The sequence below is a fragment of the Citrobacter sp. XT1-2-2 genome, assembly GCF_023516235.1.
GTDB classification, from domain to species: Bacteria; Pseudomonadota; Gammaproteobacteria; order Enterobacterales; family Enterobacteriaceae; genus Citrobacter; species Citrobacter werkmanii.
In genome coordinates this window covers 3231368-3245637 of sequence record NZ_CP097324.1, presented here as the reverse complement: position 1 = coordinate 3245637, position 14270 = coordinate 3231368, and the positions used below count along the sequence as shown (strand labels likewise).

11 protein-coding genes and 2 pseudogenes are annotated in these 14270 nt (G+C 54.3%); 6 read left to right on the top strand and 7 right to left on the bottom strand.

Translation table 11 applies throughout. The features are described from left to right. Window positions 1-179: 179 nt before the first annotated feature. Window positions 180-263 (bottom strand): annotated as a pseudogene (locus M4I31_RS24125) (hypothetical protein); the annotation flags it as partial. Between M4I31_RS24125 and M4I31_RS15510 the strand changes: the two are divergent. Then, window positions 262-552 (top strand): annotated as a pseudogene (locus M4I31_RS15510) (substrate-binding domain-containing protein); the annotation flags it as partial. The pseudogenes M4I31_RS24125 and M4I31_RS15510 overlap by 2 nt on opposite strands. Here M4I31_RS15510 and M4I31_RS15505 read toward each other — a convergent pair. The 4 genes from M4I31_RS15505 to M4I31_RS15490 form a co-directional block, all read right to left on the bottom strand. Next, window positions 549-1811 carry a DUF1479 domain-containing protein gene (locus tag M4I31_RS15505; RefSeq protein WP_085047458.1) on the bottom strand — a complete coding sequence of 421 codons (1263 nt, stop codon included), beginning with the start codon at window positions 1809-1811 and terminating at the stop codon, window positions 549-551. The pseudogene M4I31_RS15510 and the gene M4I31_RS15505 overlap by 4 nt on opposite strands. Before the next feature lie 154 nt (window positions 1812-1965). Next, window positions 1966-2778: a Cof-type HAD-IIB family hydrolase gene (locus tag M4I31_RS15500; RefSeq protein WP_038639148.1), complete on the bottom strand. Its 813-nt coding sequence runs from the start codon at window positions 2776-2778 to the stop codon at window positions 1966-1968. A 222-nt stretch (window positions 2779-3000) separates the two neighbouring features. Continuing rightward, window positions 3001-5433, bottom strand: a complete 2433-nt coding sequence (locus M4I31_RS15495) for a glycyl radical protein (protein ID WP_038639151.1) — start codon at window positions 5431-5433, stop codon at window positions 3001-3003. A gap of 5 nt (window positions 5434-5438) precedes the next feature. After that, window positions 5439-6338: a glycyl-radical enzyme activating protein gene (locus M4I31_RS15490; RefSeq protein ID WP_085047457.1), complete on the bottom strand. Its 900-nt coding sequence runs from the start codon at window positions 6336-6338 to the stop codon at window positions 5439-5441. Window positions 6339-6470: 132 nt separating this feature from the next. On the opposite strand from M4I31_RS15490, the gene fsa reads away from it, so the two are divergent. Together fsa and M4I31_RS15480 are read left to right on the top strand one after the other, a co-directional pair. Then, complete coding sequence (gene fsa, locus M4I31_RS15485; protein ID WP_085047456.1) at window positions 6471-7133, top strand: fructose-6-phosphate aldolase; 663 nt, start codon at window positions 6471-6473, stop codon at window positions 7131-7133. Window positions 7134-7307: 174 nt separating this feature from the next. Further along, on the top strand, window positions 7308-8249 hold the full coding sequence (locus tag M4I31_RS15480) for an Rpn family recombination-promoting nuclease/putative transposase (RefSeq protein WP_085047455.1): 942 nt from the start codon (window positions 7308-7310) through the stop codon (window positions 8247-8249). Window positions 8250-8296: 47 nt separating this feature from the next. On the opposite strand, the gene moeB is transcribed toward M4I31_RS15480, so the two are convergent. Beyond that, the gene (moeB, locus tag M4I31_RS15475; RefSeq protein WP_085047454.1) at window positions 8297-9046 is read right to left on the bottom strand and encodes a molybdopterin-synthase adenylyltransferase MoeB; all 750 of its coding nucleotides are present in this window, start codon (window positions 9044-9046) and stop codon (window positions 8297-8299) included. Next, window positions 9046-10281, bottom strand: a complete 1236-nt coding sequence (gene moeA / locus M4I31_RS15470; protein WP_085047453.1) for a molybdopterin molybdotransferase MoeA — start codon at window positions 10279-10281, stop codon at window positions 9046-9048. The genes moeB and moeA overlap by 1 nt, the downstream gene beginning before the upstream one ends. Before the next feature lie 176 nt (window positions 10282-10457). On the opposite strand from moeA, the gene M4I31_RS15465 reads away from it, so the two are divergent. The 3 genes from M4I31_RS15465 (at window position 10458) to gsiA (ending at window position 14259) form a co-directional block, all read left to right on the top strand. Then, the gene (locus M4I31_RS15465; RefSeq protein ID WP_085047452.1) at window positions 10458-11246 is read left to right on the top strand and encodes an aminoglycoside adenylyltransferase family protein; all 789 of its coding nucleotides are present in this window, start codon (window positions 10458-10460) and stop codon (window positions 11244-11246) included. Window positions 11247-11435: 189 nt separating this feature from the next. Then, window positions 11436-12401, top strand: a complete 966-nt coding sequence (gene iaaA / locus M4I31_RS15460) for a beta-aspartyl-peptidase (RefSeq protein ID WP_069323360.1) — start codon at window positions 11436-11438, stop codon at window positions 12399-12401. Continuing rightward, window positions 12388-14259: a glutathione ABC transporter ATP-binding protein GsiA gene (gene gsiA, locus M4I31_RS15455; protein WP_069323224.1), complete on the top strand. Its 1872-nt coding sequence runs from the start codon at window positions 12388-12390 to the stop codon at window positions 14257-14259. Before iaaA ends, gsiA begins: the two co-directional genes overlap by 14 nt. Window positions 14260-14270 lie beyond the last annotated feature (11 nt).

Sequence of the window (14270 nt, the reverse complement as noted above, 5' to 3'; positions counted from 1 at the left end):
CGTCTTTCACGCTGCAGATGTGTTGGCTTCACCTGTTCACCCCGGTCACTTACTAATGTAAGCTCCCGGGGATTCACAGGTTTGCCGCCTTCCTGCAGCGCGAAATACTTAGGGAAAGGCGTCGAGCCTTTATTCCCTCTCCCTGTGGGAGAGGGGTAGGGTGAGGGCATCAGGCAGCACTACACCAGCCACTCGCCCCCTTCAACCCCATTCACCAGCAGCTTACGTTTTTCCCCCGCCGGTAACGACACCTTCAGCGCCAGTGCCCTGCAAAAACACGGCCTGCGCGTACCTCAGGACGTCTCTGTCATGAGCATCGACGGCTTTAATCTGGCGGCGATTCAGGATGTACCCTTAACCGCAGTGCATGTTCCCCGCGATGAACTTGGAACGGAAGCGGTATATATGCTCCAGCAGCGGCTGATGCGCCCGGATGCGCCGGTGGGGACATTATTGCTTAACGGCATGCTGGCCGTACGGGAATCAGTACGGCGGATACGTCAGGGGAAACGACGCACTGCCGTTGATCGGGAAGGACTGTACGACAGCTAAGCTATACCCAGCGCGCGTTTACCGTGGATATTCAAATCCTCCAGCGTGAAGCGTCCTTCCCAGCCAGTTTCATAATCCTCGCGCGGGAAATCCCCCGGCGACGCGCCTTTTTCCAGCGCGGCCTTCACTTTGTGGGCGTAGGCCAGATTCTTTTCGCACATCGGCGCGGCAGGGATATACATCACATTGCCCCAGCCCTGCTGATTTTCCACCGGCGCGACGGAGTGGATCACATCGCAATGCCACCAGACGGAGTCTCCGGCGTCCAGTTGCGGAATACTGGTTAACGCCTCTATCAGCAGCGGATGCCATTGCGTGGAAATCGGCAGAACTCTGCCGGGCGCGACGCCGCAAAGCTCATCTTCCGGCACATCGTCAAGCAATGGACGTAATAGCACATAGGCCATCGCTTCAGGAATCGGGACTACGTGCAACAATCCCTGACCTGGCAACATATCGGAGAGTGCCGTCCAGCCCTGGAAGGTACGAAATACTGAACATTTAGTGGTGTTATCTACCGTGTACTCTTCAACTTCTGTGCGATGCGCCGCCTGCCATGGATCGTAATCTTCCAGCTTGCCATTGAAAACATTCGCAAAGACCTGCTGATATGCCGGCAGAAGCCAGCGCTCCAGCGCGCCGGAATCCGTATGCGCGCCCAGCCCTTTGGACGTTGTTCCCGGCGGACGACGACGTATGCGGTCAGGATAGATGACGCTGATGTCCGGGTTAAACCATTGTTTCCCTTCGCTTGTAAACGTCCACAGGCGATTAAGGAATGACTGCGCATTGGCCATTTCTTCGCTCTGACGGGCCTGCATTTGCGCCTGGGACCAGTAGATGGGGTAGATCTCCGGTCGGGATGCGCTGAGGGTGCCAAAGAAGTTATCACCGGGGCCTTTGTAGACCTCATCGAAATGGTTTCGATCCAGGTAATCGAGCATCGACTGATCCCATGCCAGCGCCTGTTCGCGGGGGAAATGTCCCTTGATGACCACGCATCCGCGACGCTTAATCTCTTCACGCTGCTCTGCGTTTACGCGTCCCGCCTTGATATCCGCATAGGACAACGTTGGCCAAACCGGGGAACCTTGCGCTTTGAGGGCGTTGATTTCCGCCACGCGAGTGGCAATGGCATCGCTCAGCTGATTGAAAATCAACTGAACATCCCCAAGCTGTGCCCGCAATTGTTGTTTCATCTGACGGATTGCCGCTTTGTGATCGACGGGCAATGTGTCGCTGGTAAACGTAAAAGCCATAACCACCTCGCATTAACTTTCATTCGAAACTAATTTATCTTACACATGCAATATAAGTTAAAAATAGGTTAATGCAAGTTTAAAAACTTGATGGTGTGCACGGAATGCATTAAGCGTGAGAACCGGAGCACGCCCCGGTTAGCAGGATTAGACGTTAGTTAAAAGGAGAGGTGTTATCCAGCACCGCCTGAATCACATTCAGCGCGCCCTGATGGTTATTGTCATCGGTCTGATAGCGGGCAATCGCTTTGATGCTCTCTGCCGCATTGGCCATGGCGAAAGAGTAATGCGCCATTTTCAACATTTCTGCATCGTTGCCGCTATCGCCAATGGCGACGACGTTTTGTGGAGACAGGTTCCAGCGTTTCAGCAGGCGGCTGATACCGTTGGCTTTATGTAAGCCCGGAATAATCAAATCGATAAACCCAAAGCCGCTGGTGACGGGCTTCATTATGCCATCCAGAGCGGTATGCAGGTGATCGATAACCAACGGGATTTGTTGGTCGGGTAAGTTCAGCGAAAATTTAAACAGCACATCATCAATGTCCTGATAATCCTTCACCGGTTTCAGGCGATGGTAGTGTTTCGACATCAATGCCACGAAAGACTCAGGAGCATTCTCACTGACGTAGGCGCTTTGCAGACCACAGGCAACAAAATTGAGCTGCTTGTCTTTGAGGAGTTCGCCAATAACAATGCGTGATTCGTGACGGGTAAGCTCGCCGTGAAACAGCTGTTTGCCATGCTCATAAACCAGCGCGCCATTCTCAGCGACAAACGATATTTCGTCTTTAAGCTCCGGGAAAAAGGAGATCAGCTGGAAATACTGGTTGCCGCTGGCCACGACAAATTCAATATCTCGTTTTTTCAGTTCCTGATACTGCGCCATAAAACGTGCACGATCGTATTTCTTGGCGTCGTCGAGAAAAGTTCCGTCCATATCGGTGACGATAACTTTGATGGTCATACTTGCTCCTGGCTCATAACTGCGACCAGAAACATTCTAATAACAATGTGACCTGAAGCACAAATTTAATTTCGAATGAAAGTAAAAGGCCGGGTGGCAGCTTCGCCTTACCCGGCTAAGGGGAGAGCAGTTGTAGGCCGGATAAGCGTCAGCGCATCCGGCAATGGGGAGGGTAGCGTGCCGGATGGCGGCGTGAACGCCTTATCCGGCCTACAATATTGCTTACAGCATATGCTCAGTACGCGCGATGATATCGTCCTGCGCATCCGGAGACAGGGCAGTGAAGAAGGCGGAATAGCCTGCGACACGCACCACCAGGTCACGGTATTGATCCGGGTGTTTTTTTGCTTCCAGCAGCGTTTCACGGGACACAATGTTGTACTGAATATGCCAGCCTTTGTGCTCTTCAAAGAAGGTGCGCAGCAGGATCATCAGCTTTTGTTTATCTGATTCATTCTCCAGCGTGGCCGGATTCAGCTTCTGATTTAACAACACACCGCCGAGAATGGAGCCGGTAGGCAGTTTACCCACCGAGCCAATCACCGCCGTCGGGCCGAGATGGTCCGTACCGGAAGCCGGACTTGCGCCTTCAGCCAGCGGGGTGTGAGCTTTACGGCCATCCGGCGTTGCCATGGTTGCCGCGCCAAACGGCACGTTGGCGGAGATAGAAGAGGTCCCGGCGTAGTAATTGCCGCCAACCGGACCGCGACCATAACGTGGATTATGGTACTGTTTCAGTTCATCAATATAGGTCTGATAAGCGCGGGCCAGCAGCGTATCAACGGAATCGTCATCGTTACCGTACTTCGGCGCGCCGTTGATCAGTCGTTGGCGTAATTGCTCGTGAGTCAGACCATCAAAATCATCAGCCAGTGCAGCAGCTAATTGCTGCTGGCCGATAGCGCCTTGATCGAAGACCAGTTTCTTCACAGCCGCCAGGCTGTTGCCGAGGTTGGCAATACCCACCTGCAAACCTGATACCCAGTCATACTTCGCGCCGCCTTGCTTAATGCTTTTCGCGCGTTCGATACAGTCGTCTACCAGCGCCGAACAGAGAATATCGTGTACGTTCTCTTCCAGCATGGTGTCGACGACATACTCGATTTCGATGGATTTACGCGTGTAGTAGCGAATCTGTGTATCCCAGGCGTCCAGCACTTCATCGAAATTGTTGAAATTGCCGGCCGAGAGCGCTTTTTCCTGCGGCAGGAAGACCTTGCCGCTGGTGGCATCGCGTCCGCCTTCCAGCGCCGCCAGCATCACACGGGCAAAGTTAATAAAGCTCATACCGGTACAACGATAGCCCCATTTGCCGCCAACGGCGGTTTCGATGCAACCAATGGCCGCATAGTCGTAGGCATCCTGCGGTTCAATGCCAAGCTTGATAAATTCAGGTATGACGATTTCATCGTTGTTAAAGGCTGGCATCCCGAAGCCGCAGCGAATGACCTGCACACAGGCATCAAGGAAATCGTTACTCATCCCCGCATGATAGCGCACGCTCAGGTTAGGCTGAGTAGAGCGCAGGCGGCCGCAGGATTCGAGAATGGCGTAGGAGAGCGGGTTGACGGCATCCACCGCCTGACCGTTAACCAGATTCTGTCCGCCAATGGTCACGTTCTGATACAGCGGGCTACCTGCCGATGCTTTGGAGTGGGAGCCGGAGCGGATTTTGTTTACTTCCAGCAGCTTCAGCCAGCAGCTGTGCAGCAGCTCAATGGCGTGTTCGCGATCCAGCGATTGATTCAGCTCCACATCACGACGGTAGAAAGGATAGAGATACTGGTCCATGCGACCAAACGACACTGAATGGCCGTTGGATTCAATTTGCAGAATCAACTGGATGAAGTAGCACAACTGCAGCGCCTGCCAGAACGTTTTAGGCGGCTCATGGGCAATCACATCACAGTTTTCCGCCATGGTCAGCAGCTCTTCGCGACGGCTGGCGCGGGTTTCCGTGGACGCCATTTTTCGTGCCAGAGCGGCAAAGCGCTCAATATGCAGACTGACGGCCTCCAGCACGATATCAATCGCTTTCAGGAACTGATCGCCATGGAGGTCTTCCAGACAAGTCAGATTGATGCGGGAGCGACGTTCATCAACTTTGTGGCGCAGGCCGTCGAGACCTTTTTCCAGCAGCAGCGGGAAGTTCACTGCCAGGTGTGCGTCGCCGGAAGTCATATTGCCTTCGGCTTTGATAATGCCGGTTTCCAGCAGACCTTTCTGCTCATCGGTAAACATCCCGTAGCAGCGATCCTGTACGGTCTGGCCGCGCCACCACGGGCACACCTCGTGCAATACGCGTTTGTTCTCTTCACTTACCGAAAAGCCAGCGCCCGGCCTGTCGGCGAGGTCATCGATCTCTTTTTCAATCCAGGAGACGGTATATTCCGGGAAGATCGGCGCGGCGCGCACTTCGCTCGCCTGGTTGCCGATAATCAGTTCGTCATGCTTGATCCAGATAGTACGTTCCGCCAGATGATGGGCCAGCGCCAGCGCGCGGCGTACCGGGATCGGCTTATCCAGATGTTGTTGATACATCTCGGTATAGTGCTGGGCGCGCTCGGTGCAAACCGGCGGCTTCACGATGTGGATCAGGGCTGTTTTATGCGCTTTGATACGGTCGCTGAGTGTGTCCAGTTTCAAAGTGGTCATGGCGATTATCCTCGTAGGGTCGCGGTTAAACCTTTATGGCGGGCATACTGCTGAGCAAATTCGAGCAGGGCAGGCGCCTCAAGCGGTTTATCCGGTGCGTTGTAGGGTTGACTGAGTAAGTGGTATTTATTGATGCCCAGGGTGTGATAGGGCAAAAAATGGATCTCACCGACGTGAAGCTCGTCGGCAGCAAAATCGGTAATAGCCTGGATGGCGGCTTCGTCAGCGTTGAAACCCTGAATCAGCGGTACGCGGATAATCATTTTTTTACCCGCAGCGGCCAATTTTTTCAGATTGTCTAATACACGAGAGGCACAGCCATCGGTCCACTGCTTAAACGGCGCGTCGGCGACATGTTTTAAATCAGCCAGGAACAGATCAACGTAAGGTAATGACGGCTCGATATACTTCCACGGCACATGCAGACAGGTTTCGATCGCCGTATGAATGCCCGCATCGTGGCTGGCCTTGAATAATTCTGCCGCCAGTTCTGGCTGCATAAACGGTTCGCCACCGGAGAGGGTGAGCCCGCCACCGCTACGATCGTAAAACGGTTTATCACGCAGTACGGTCGCCATGATGTCGTCCACGCTTTTTACCTCTCCGCAGACGGTCAGCGCCTGGGTTGGACAGCAGTCCGTCAGGGCGGCGAAAGCGTCATCGGTCAGTTTTTCGCGATGAATAAGCAGACCGCTCAGCGCTCGCTCAATCACCGCAGGTGCCGCCTGAGCACAGAGATCGCAACCGTCGAGACACAACCGTGCGTCGTAGAGCAGGTCCCGTGTGCGGGCGCGGCTTTCCGGATTCTGACACCAACGGCAGCCCAGGGAGCATCCCTTAAGGAACACCACGGTACGGATACCGGGACCATCATGCGTGGAATAGCGCTGGATATTGAAAATCATAAGCGGCCTCTCTTCTTTCGTATAAAGATTAAATTACTTTCGAATGAAAGTTATATTGACGTGCGTCAACTAACCGTGAGGTTTCGCCGTGCTACCTTTTATTCATGCTAATTATTCGTTTGAGGAAAGGTTATGGAACTCTATTTAGATACGTCTGATGTCGCCGCTGTCAAAGCTCTGGCGCGTGTTTTGCCGTTGGCTGGGGTGACCACTAACCCGAGCATTGTGGCGGCAGGTAAAGAGAGGCTGGAAGTGTTGCTGCCGCAACTGCAGGAAGCGATGGGAGGACAAGGCCGTCTGTTTGCGCAGGTGATGGCGACGACCGCCGAAGGCATGGTCAATGATGCGCGTAAACTGCGGGCAATTATCGCGGATATCGTGGTCAAAGTGCCGGTGACGGCTGAAGGTCTGGCGGCAATTAAGCTACTGAAAGAAGAAGGGATCCCGACGCTGGGTACCGCGGTATACGGTGCTGCTCAAGGGCTGTTAGCGGCGCTGGCAGGAGCGGAATATGTTGCGCCATACGTAAACCGCGTGGATGCGCAGGGGGGAGATGGTATTCAGACGGTGACCGATCTGCAAACCTTACTGAACATGCATGCGCCGCACGCCAAAGTACTGGCAGCTAGCTTCAAAACGCCGCGTCAGGCGCTGGATTGCCTGCTGGCAGGCTGCGAGTCCATCACGCTGCCGCTGGACGTGGCGCAGCAGTTTATGACCTCTCCGGCTGTGGATGCGGCGATTGTGAAGTTTGAGCAGGACTGGCAGGGGGCGTTTGGACGGACGTCGATCTAGTTTTAGGTCGGATTACTCCGGCATATTTGCGTAGGTGATTCCGTTAAAATGAATCTGTTGCAGTTAAGAGCAATAAACTGCGAATCCCCCTCGTAAAACCGGTAAAGCCTGCATGCTACCCGTCATCGCGACGGGTACATTCACGTCATCATGTTTATCAGGTGACGGACCGCCATGAAAAAAACACCTACAGCCACACCGCACGATGCGCTGTTTAAAACATTTTTAAAATACCCTGCCACAGCCCGTGATTTTATTGAAATTCATCTTCCTCCCACGCTACGGGCGCTTTGCGATCTGGCGACGTTAGAACTGCAACCTACCAGTTTTATTGAAGAAAACTTACGCGCATATTATTCAGATGTGCTTTGGTCGATGAAAACCAGTGATGGGGAGGGTTATATCTATGTCGTGATTGAACATCAAAGTCGTCCTGATGTGCATATGTCGTTTCGCCTGATGCGTTATGCGATAGCGGCAATGCAAAGCCACCTTGACGCCGGGCATACCCGCTTACCGTTAGTCGTGCCGATGTTGTTTTATCATGGCGTCGATACGCCTTATCCCTTCTCTTTATGCTGGCTGGATGAGTTTGATAATCCGCTCCTGGCGCGCCAGCTTTATTTGTCGGCATTTCCATTGGTGGATATTACCGTGATCCCGGATGAAGAAATTATGCAGCACCGGCGTATCGCACTGCTGGAATTGATTCAAAAGCATATTCGCCAGCGCGATTTAGTAGGACTGGTGGACAATCTGGCTACGCTGCTGGTTACAGGAAGTGCTAATGACAGCCAGCTAAAAGCGCTGTTTAATTATCTGCTAATCCAGCATGGTCACAAACCGCGCTTTGGGCGATTTATGCGTAAGCTGGCGCAGCAGGTACCCGAACACAAGGAGCGTACAATGAATATTGTTGAAAAAATACGTAGGGCAGGGGAGCGAAAGGGGCTACGGAAAGGCATGGAGCGCGGTCATGAAAAAGGTTTAGCTGAAGGTCGTCGCGAGGAAGCGCAGCGCATTGCCCACTCAATGCTGGCCGATGGTCTCCCACGGGAGCTTATCGTGAGAATCACTGGGCTATCTGAGGAAGATATTAAATCTTTGACGCATTGAATGTATGTTAATACAGCCCCGGAAAATAAATGCCGCCGGGGCTTACGTTACTGCCCGCACACCTCACATCCCGGGTTACGCATCAGCTTCATTTCGCGAAACTGGCAGGTCATGGCGTCGTACATGACGATTTTTCCAGATGCGGGTTTACCGTAGTTTGCCAATAATTTAATGGTTTCCATGGCCTGTAATGAGCCGATCACGCCGATTAGCGGAGCCATTACGCCAGCTTCCACGCAGGTGAGGGCATTTTCACCGAACAGGCGGCTCAGGCAACGGTAGCAGGGTTCGCCTTCCTGATAGGTAAAGACGGTAATTTGTCCTTCCATGCGAATTGCCGCCCCGGAAACCAGCGGAACCTTTGCGCTAAAGCATCCGGCATTAAGCTGATTGCGGATGCTGACGTTATCCGTACAGTCCAGCACCAAATCGTGTTTGGCGATCAGCGCGTGAATTTCGCTATCATCCAGCAGCGCATTCACTGGCGTAATGGCGATATAAGGATTAATCCGCGCCAGCGCGTCGCGGGCGGATAGCACTTTCGGTTGCCCTACGGTTGCATCGCTGTGCAGCGTCTGACGCTGGAGGTTCGACACGGAAACGGTGTCAAAGTCGAGCAGCGTTAAATGTCCGATGCCTGCGCCTGCCAGGTATTGGGTCGCGGCGCAGCCAAGTCCCCCCAGACCAACGACCAGTACCCGCGCTTCCTTCAGCGCTTCCTGACCTTCAAAATCGAAGCCGCGCAGAATGATTTGCCGGTTATAGCGCATCATCTCCTGGTCGCTGAGTTCCGCCATTACAGACCTCCAAACAGCGCGTTAAACGGCTCGACTTCAACCCACTCTCCGGCTTCAACGTTACCACGATCGCGTTCCAGCACGATAAAACAGTTGCCGAGGCTAAAGGAGCTAAAAATATGTGAGCCCTGGTGTCCGGTGGTGGTGACTTCCAGTTCGCCTTCTGCGGTACGCTGCAATACGCCGCGTTGAAAATCCAGACGACCTGGCGTCTTCTTCAGACGTGACGCGGTGCGTACGCGTTGGCGAGGAGGCAACCCACAGCCCGTGTTGCCGCTGAGTTTCGCCAGCAGCGGTTGCACCAGTTGATAAAAGGTGAGGGCTGCTGACACCGGGTTACCCGGCAGGCCGCAAAACCAACTGTTGCTTAGTTTGCCAAAGGCGAACGGTTTGCCCGGTTTGATGGCCAGCTTCCAGAAGGCAATTTCTCCCAGTTCCTCCAGAATGGTTTTGGTGTAATCCGCTTCACCGACAGAAACGCCACCGGAGCTGATAACGACATCGGCCTGGCTGTCGGCTTCAATAAACGCCGCGCGTAGCGCGTTGGGATCGTCGCGAATAATCCCAAGGTTGATCACCTCGCAGCCCAACTGTTGCAGCATCAGGTGAACGGCCAGACGGTTGGTGTCATAAATCTGTCCGTCGCCCAGCGGTTGACCCGGCAGTTGCAGTTCATCACCGGTGGAGAACAACGCCACCCGGACTTTGCGCACAACAGGTGCATCAGCAATACCGAGCGAAGCCAGAACCGGGAGCTCGGCGGTTGTCAGGCGGGTCCCGGCGGGGAAGACGACTGCACCGTTTGCAATATCTTCACCGCGCAGACGAATATTTTGTCCGCCGCGGACTTCGGCGGTAAAACGTACACCGTCATCGGTTTGTTCCGTTTGTTCCTGCATGACCACCGCTTCACAACCGGCAGGCACCGGGGCGCCGGTCATGATGCGGATACAGGTCCCCGCGGGCCATTCGCCGTGAAAAGGCTGTCCGGCAAAGGCTTTGCCTGCTACCGCAAGCGGCAAACCCGAGCGTAAATCGTCTAATCGCACCGCATAGCCATCCATTGCCGAATTATCGAATCCTGGTACATCAATGGGGGAAACGACGTCGGCGGCCAGAATGCGGCCAAAGCATTGAACCAGCGGCAGCGTTTCGACGGCGGTGAGCGGGGTAATACGCGACAGCATCTGAGAGAGAGCCGTTTCAAGCGGCATCAGTCCGGCGGTAAATTCCATGAGAAGACTCCTGCGGGCAAAATCGAATCCGGCCATTATGTCAGAAAATGGCCGCGGACAGTATGCTACCTCAGGCTTAGAATCAGATCTGATCAAGGTTTCATGCCAGAGGATAGCGCCACAGGAAAAATGCAGTATAGACTCAATATTTCCGCTCTTTTTCCCCAGGGGGCTAAATGGCTACTCCTATTCCGGACGCAATTCGACGGCAGGTGAATGCCGCCAGTGCGCTCATCCGCCAGCTTTTCGAAGAGAATCTCGTGGCTATTCATCTGTATGGTTCTGCTGTCGACAGCGGTTTAAAACCTCTCAGCGACATTGATTTGTTGGTCACCATACGGGAACCAATGGATGCCCGGTTAAGAGAAACCGTGATGCGGGAATTGCTGACCATTTCAGCGCCGCCCGGAACCTCAGAACGTTACCGCGCGCTGGAAGTCACCGTTGTTGTGTACTCGCTGATCGTACCGTGGCAATTCCCACCCGTAAGAGAAATGCAGTTTGGCGAGTGGTTGCGTGAGGAGATCGGCGCCGGCGTGTTTGAACCGGCGCTGGCGGACGCTGATCTTGCCATTTTGCTGACCCAGGCCCGGCGCGCCAGCGTACCGTTGTTCGGTGAACCCGCTGATATATTTTTCAACGCCATTCCTGCCAATGATGTCTTGAAAACGTTTCGACATACTCTTGAACAGTGGCAAGAACCCGCAGATTTAGAGGGTGATGAGCGCAATATTATTCTGGCTCTGGCGCGTATCTGGTACAGCGTCGTGACCGGCGATATTGTCGCTAAGGATGAGGCCGCGTCGTGGCTCATGCCTAAATTGCCCGTTGAGCATGCTGACACGCTGCAAGCTGCATGTGCGGAATATCTGGGGGTGGCCAAAACGAACTGGGCTGAATCCATGCCGTCAGTACAACGGTTTGTATGGCATGCAAAAAAACAGATTACCGATCTGCTTGAATAGGTTATTCAACGTCGTCGGGGATTCATTCCTGTTAACTCCATCTGAATGACCTGACAGCATCGATTATGAGAGGCAGGCCTTTACCTTTACATGACGTCTGCATCTTTCTATATTCAAAAATCGAATCAATAAGTCACCGAAATTCTGATATTTATAACCCCGGAACCGGTCACCTTAATGGACGAAAAAATGGGTAAAGCAGTTATTGCAATTCACGGCGGCGCCGGGGCTATTACCCGTGCACAGCTGAGCCAGGAGCAGGAGTTGCGTTATATACAGGCGCTGTCAGATGTTGTCGAAACCGGTCAGCGGATGCTCGAAGAGGGGCGTAGCGCACTGGATGTGGTGACCGAGGCCGTGCGTCTGCTGGAAGAGTGCCCGCTGTTTAATGCCGGAATTGGCGCAGTATATACCCGTGATGAAACCCATGAGCTGGACGCCTGCGTGATGGACGGTAATACCCTGAAAGCGGGAGCCGTCGCTGGAGTCAGTCATCTGCGAAATCCAGTTCTCGCGGCACGCCTGGTGATGGAACACAGCCCACACGTCATGATGATAGGTGAGGGGGCAGAGAATTTTGCCATTGCGCAGGGTATGGAGCGCGTTTCGGCGGATATTTTCTCGACGCCAGAACGCTACGCTCAACTGCTGGCGGCGCGAACGGCGGGTGAAATGGTGCTGGATCATAACGCTACCCCACTGGATGAGAACAACAAAATGGGTACCGTGGGGGCGGTTGCGCTGGATATGTCTGGTAATCTGGCGGCGGCGACATCGACCGGCGGGATGACCAACAAATTGCCGGGCCGGGTGGGTGACAGTCCACTGGTTGGCGCAGGCTGTTATGCCAATAACGCAAACGTGGCGGTTTCCTGCACCGGAACCGGAGAAGTCTTTATTCGTGCGCTGGCGGCTTATGACATTGCGGCATTGATGGATTATGGCGGCCTGAGTTTATCTGAGGCGTGCGAGCGTGTGGTGATGGAAAAATTACCGGCGTTGGGCGGCAGTGGCGGCTTAATTGCTATCGATCATGAGGGCAATGTCGCCTTACCGTTTAACAGTGAAGGCATGTACCGTGCCTGGGGATACGCGGGCGATACGCCAACCACCGGTATTTATCGGGAAAAAGGAGATACCGTTGCCACACAGTGATGAGCTTGACGTCAGTGACGTGCTGGCAGTGAGTAACCTGAACATTGCCTTTGAACAGGAACAGCAGCGCGTAAGTGCGGTGCGTAATCTGTCATTTCGTCTGAAGCGTGGCGAAACGCTGGCGATAGTTGGCGAGTCCGGTTCAGGAAAGTCGGTCACGGCTTTGTCGCTGATGCGTCTGATAGAACAGGCTGGCGGCGAGGTGAGCTGTGATGAAATGCTCCTCCGACGCCGCAACCGCCAGGTTATTGAGCTGGGTGAACAGAGCGCATCACAGATGCGCCACGTGCGCGGCGCGGATATCGCGATGATCTTTCAGGAGCCGATGACATCGCTAAATCCGGTGTTTACCGTGGGGGAGCAGATTGCCGAGTCTATCCGTTTACACCAGGGGGCCAGTCATGAAGAGGCGATGCTGGAAGCTAAACGGATGCTCGATCAGGTCCGTATTCCTGAGGCGAAGGCGATTTTATCGCGTTATCCGCACCAGCTTTCCGGCGGCATGCGCCAGCGCGTGATGATCGCCATGGCGCTGTCGTGCCGCCCTGCGGTGCTGATTGCCGATGAGCCGACCACCGCGCTGGATGTCACTATTCAGGCGCAGATCCTGCAACTCATAAAAGTGTTGCAGCAGGATATGTCGATGGGGGTGATCTTTATTACCCACGATATGGGTGTGGTGGCGGATATTGCCGACCGTGTGCTGGTAATGTATCAGGGTGAGGCGGTTGAAACCGGCAGCGTTGAGCAGATCTTTCATGCTCCCCAGCATCCCTATACTAAAGCGTTGCTGGCAGCCGTACCGCAGCTTGGCGCCATGAGCGGACAAGAGTATCCGCGCCGTTTCCCACTTATTTCTTTACACGATCCCAGTCATGTTGAACCGCAAACCGAGCAGGACACCGTGGTTGAAGGCGAGCCTATCCTACGGGTACGCAATCTGGTGACGCGTTTTCCTCTGCGCAGCGGCATTCTTAACCGGGTAACCCGTGAGGTGCATGCGGTGGAAAACGTCAGCTTTGACCTGTGGCCGGGAGAAACGCTCTCGCTGGTGGGCGAGTCGGGCTGCGGCAAGTCCACCACAGGACGGGCGTTGCTGCGCCTGGTTGAGTCTCAGCGTGGAGAGATCATCTTCAACGGACAGCGGATTGATACCCTCGCCGCCAGCAAACTGCAGCCGCTGCGCCGGGACATTCAGTTCATCTTCCAGGACCCTTATGCATCGCTCGATCCTCGCCAGACGGTGGGATATTCCATTTTAGAGCCGTTACGGGTGCATGGATTACTGCAAGGTGATGCGGCGGCAAAACGGGTTGCCTGGCTGCTGGAGCGCGTAGGATTGCTCCCTGAGCATGCCTGGCGCTATCCGCACGAGTTTTCCGGCGGTCAGCGTCAGCGTATCTGCATTGCCCGGGCGCTGGCGCTCAATCCCAAGGTAATTATTGCCGATGAGTCGGTCTCGGCGCTGGATGTCTCGATTCGTGGGCAAATTATCAACTTGTTGCTCGACCTGCAGCGCGAAATGGGGATCGCATATCTGTTTATTTCCCACGATATGGCGGTAGTGGAGCGGATCAGTCACCGTGTGGCGGTGATGTATCTGGGGCAGATTGTCGAGATCGGCACCCGGCGGGCGGTATTTGAAAATCCACAGCATCCGTATACGCGCAAACTGATGGCGGCAGTACCGGTTGCCGATCCATCACATCATCGGCCCCAGCGCGTGCTGTTATCGGATGATATCCCCAGCAATATCCGCAAGCGCGGCGAAGAGATTTCCCCCGTGTCACTACAGTTAGTTGGCCCGGGGCATTATGTCGCGCGTCCACAACCAGAAAATGCGCTTTCGCGTTTATAACAGGCAGACAG

Coding starts and splice junctions, on each gene's coding strand:
- fsa (WP_085047456.1), top strand. CDS start 6,471: ATGGAACTCTATTTAGATACGTCTGATGTCGCCGCTGTCAAAGCTCTG.
- M4I31_RS15490 (WP_085047457.1), bottom strand. CDS start 6,338: ATGATTTTCAATATCCAGCGCTATTCCACGCATGATGGTCCCGGTATC.
- M4I31_RS15465 (WP_085047452.1), top strand. CDS start 10,458: ATGGCTACTCCTATTCCGGACGCAATTCGACGGCAGGTGAATGCCGCC.
- M4I31_RS15500 (WP_038639148.1), bottom strand. CDS start 2,778: ATGACCATCAAAGTTATCGTCACCGATATGGACGGAACTTTTCTCGAC.
- M4I31_RS15505 (WP_085047458.1), bottom strand. CDS start 1,811: ATGGCTTTTACGTTTACCAGCGACACATTGCCCGTCGATCACAAAGCG.
- M4I31_RS15480 (WP_085047455.1), top strand. CDS start 7,308: ATGAAAAAAACACCTACAGCCACACCGCACGATGCGCTGTTTAAAACA.
- moeA (WP_085047453.1), bottom strand. CDS start 10,281: ATGGAATTTACCGCCGGACTGATGCCGCTTGAAACGGCTCTCTCTCAG.
- moeB (WP_085047454.1), bottom strand. CDS start 9,046: ATGGCGGAACTCAGCGACCAGGAGATGATGCGCTATAACCGGCAAATC.
- M4I31_RS15495 (WP_038639151.1), bottom strand. CDS start 5,433: ATGACCACTTTGAAACTGGACACACTCAGCGACCGTATCAAAGCGCAT.
- iaaA (WP_069323360.1), top strand. CDS start 11,436: ATGGGTAAAGCAGTTATTGCAATTCACGGCGGCGCCGGGGCTATTACC.